This window comes from Rhodococcus sp. (in: high G+C Gram-positive bacteria) (genome assembly GCF_049286785.1).
Classification (GTDB): Bacteria; Actinomycetota; Actinomycetes; order Mycobacteriales; family Mycobacteriaceae; genus Rhodococcus_F.
In genome coordinates this window covers 1-2,219 of the sequence record NZ_JBAQEO010000751.1, presented here as the reverse complement: position 1 = coordinate 2,219, position 2,219 = coordinate 1, and the positions used below count along the sequence as shown (strand labels likewise).

At 64.3% G+C, this 2,219-nt stretch carries 3 protein-coding genes; all 3 read right to left on the bottom strand.

Translation table 11 applies throughout. The features are described 5' to 3' along the window. Positions 1–101: 101 nt before the first annotated feature. On the bottom strand, positions 102–830 hold the full coding sequence (locus WAW17_RS27270) for an ABC transporter ATP-binding protein (protein WP_422335986.1): 729 nt from the start codon (positions 828–830) through the stop codon (positions 102–104). Continuing rightward, complete coding sequence (locus WAW17_RS27265) at positions 827–1,687, bottom strand: ABC transporter permease (protein WP_422335985.1); 861 nt, start codon at positions 1,685–1,687, stop codon at positions 827–829. Before WAW17_RS27265 ends, WAW17_RS27270 begins: the two co-directional genes overlap by 4 nt. Beyond that, a partial coding sequence (locus WAW17_RS27260; protein WP_422335984.1) for a MarR family winged helix-turn-helix transcriptional regulator occupies positions 1,684–2,219 on the bottom strand: 536 nt, incomplete at its 5' end. The genes WAW17_RS27260 and WAW17_RS27265, both read right to left, overlap by 4 nt.

Here is a 2,219-nt window from a genome sequence, read left to right as displayed (position 1 = left end):
CGGCTGAGGGAGCGCTGGGTGAGTTCGCGCTGGAAGATAGTGCCTCGCGGGTTGTTCACTGGTGAGTGACTTTCTCTGGGAACGAACAGAAGTGGGAGAGATCAGACAAGTTGCCCGACGATGCGTCGGTGAATTTCGAACAGTTCCGGATCCTCGGGATCGCGGGGGCGGGGAATTTCCACGCGATAGTCCTCGACGATTCGGGCCGGCCGGCCTGCCAGCACGATCACCCGATCGGCCAGAAACGCGGCCTCCAGAGGGTTGTGCGTGACGATTACACCGGTGCGGGGCTCTTCGGTCCACAACGACTGCAGCATGATGCGCAGGCGCCGGCCTGTCAGCTCGTCGAGCGCACTGAACGGCTCGTCGAACAGCAGGAGGGTCGGTCGGACCGAGAACGCCCTGGCCACGGCGACGCGTTGCCGCTGGCCGCCAGACAGGATGGACGGGTACGACTCGGCATACTCCGACAACCCCACAGCGCGCAGGACTTCGTCGACGTGATCGGTGCCCTGACCTGCGGAACGGGCAGCGAGTTCGACGTTCTTGCGGACCGACAGCCAGTCGAGCAGGCGCGGCTGCTGGAAGACGACACCGGTTCTGTGGCCGCCGTCGCCGCCGTCGATGGTGACCTCACCGGACTGTGGCCGCTCGAGCCCGGCCACCAGGTGCAGCAAGGTCGTCTTGCCCGTACCCGACGAACCGACCACGGCGACGAGTTCCCCGGGCACGACCTCGAGGTCGAAACCGTCGAAGACCTGCTCCACGCTGCCACTGCGCCGGTTGACGAACGACTTGTCGATACCGGTGAGTGAGATGCGGACGCTCATACGTTGACTCCTCTGCGCCAGCGTGATGCGCGCTTCTCCAAGGTCTGGAAGATGCCGTACTCGATGGCGGTCATCACGATGGCGAACGCCGCGGTCCACGCCAGTACTCCGGCGACATTGTGTTGTGAGAACTCGAGATTGAGTTGATAGCCGACACCACTTGCGAGTCCGAAGATCTCGATGAGGACGATCACCTTCCAGGCGAGCGCGATACCGAGACGACCGCCGGCGAACAGTGCCGGCGCCAGGGCGGGAATCCACAGGCGGGTGAACCGGGTCCACGCGTTGAGCTTGTAGATGTACGCCATCTCGTGAAGGTCGGAATCGACGGACGTGACGCCCTGGGTGATGCTGATGATGAGGGGCGGGACGGCGGCGAGAGCCACGGCGATGATGGGATTGATCAGTCCGGTTCCGAACCAGATCACGCACAGCAGCGCTTTGACGAGCCCCGGGGTAACCAGTCCGAGCACCACCAGTGGTTCGAAGAACCTGCGGATGAACTCGTTGCGGCCCATGGCAATTCCCAGGATCACAGCAACGACGAACGCCAGCGCGAAGCCCAGGAGCACGCGTATCAACGTGACCTGCAACTGCAGCCACAGCTTGCCCGACTCGGCGAAATCGACTAGCTCGCCGCCGATCTCGGACAGTGCCGGGACCAAGGGGCTGTCGAGCCGCGAGGCCATCAGTTCCCACCCGGCGATGAAAAGGACGACCAACAACGCCGGCGGGCCGATCACCGAGAGAATGCGGCGGAGACGCGGGCCGAGCTGGGACGGAGTGGACGTCTTGGCCGGCTCCGGTGATCCCGAGGGTGCGGTGGCGGCGAGTTCGGCTAGTGCTGTGGTCGTCATCGGTCGTCGTCCCGTGTTTCGGAAGGTGCGAGTTCGGTCAAGGCCGCCAGTCTTTCCAGTTCCGTTGTCACGGAGAGCAATCGATCCAGATCGGCGTACGAGAGGCCCGACAGTTCGCGAACCAGATGGTTTGTCACACCCCGCCGCCGTTCGAGGAAGACGCGGTTTCCCTCCTCGGTGATCTCGATCAGTGATGCTCGGGCGTCGCGGCTGTCGGGCCGCCGGACCACGAGTCCCTGCTCCTCGAGGGAACGAACCGTGCGGGACGTGCTGGCAGGATCGACGCCTTCGCGCGCGGCCAGATCACTCATCCGTAGCGGCCCGTATTTCACGACTGCAGCCAGTGCGGTCTTGTAAGGGCCGCCCTTGTGAATGAGGCGGATCTGCCGCGCGGTCTGGATGATCGCGATCTGCAGGCGCTCGATGTCGTCGGCGCGGTCGTGGGCAGGAGAATTGGTCAGCGTGGACTGGGGTGCCGCTGCAGACATCGGTGACTCTCCGGTTCTCGGGATGACGGACTCGTGCCTGGTGG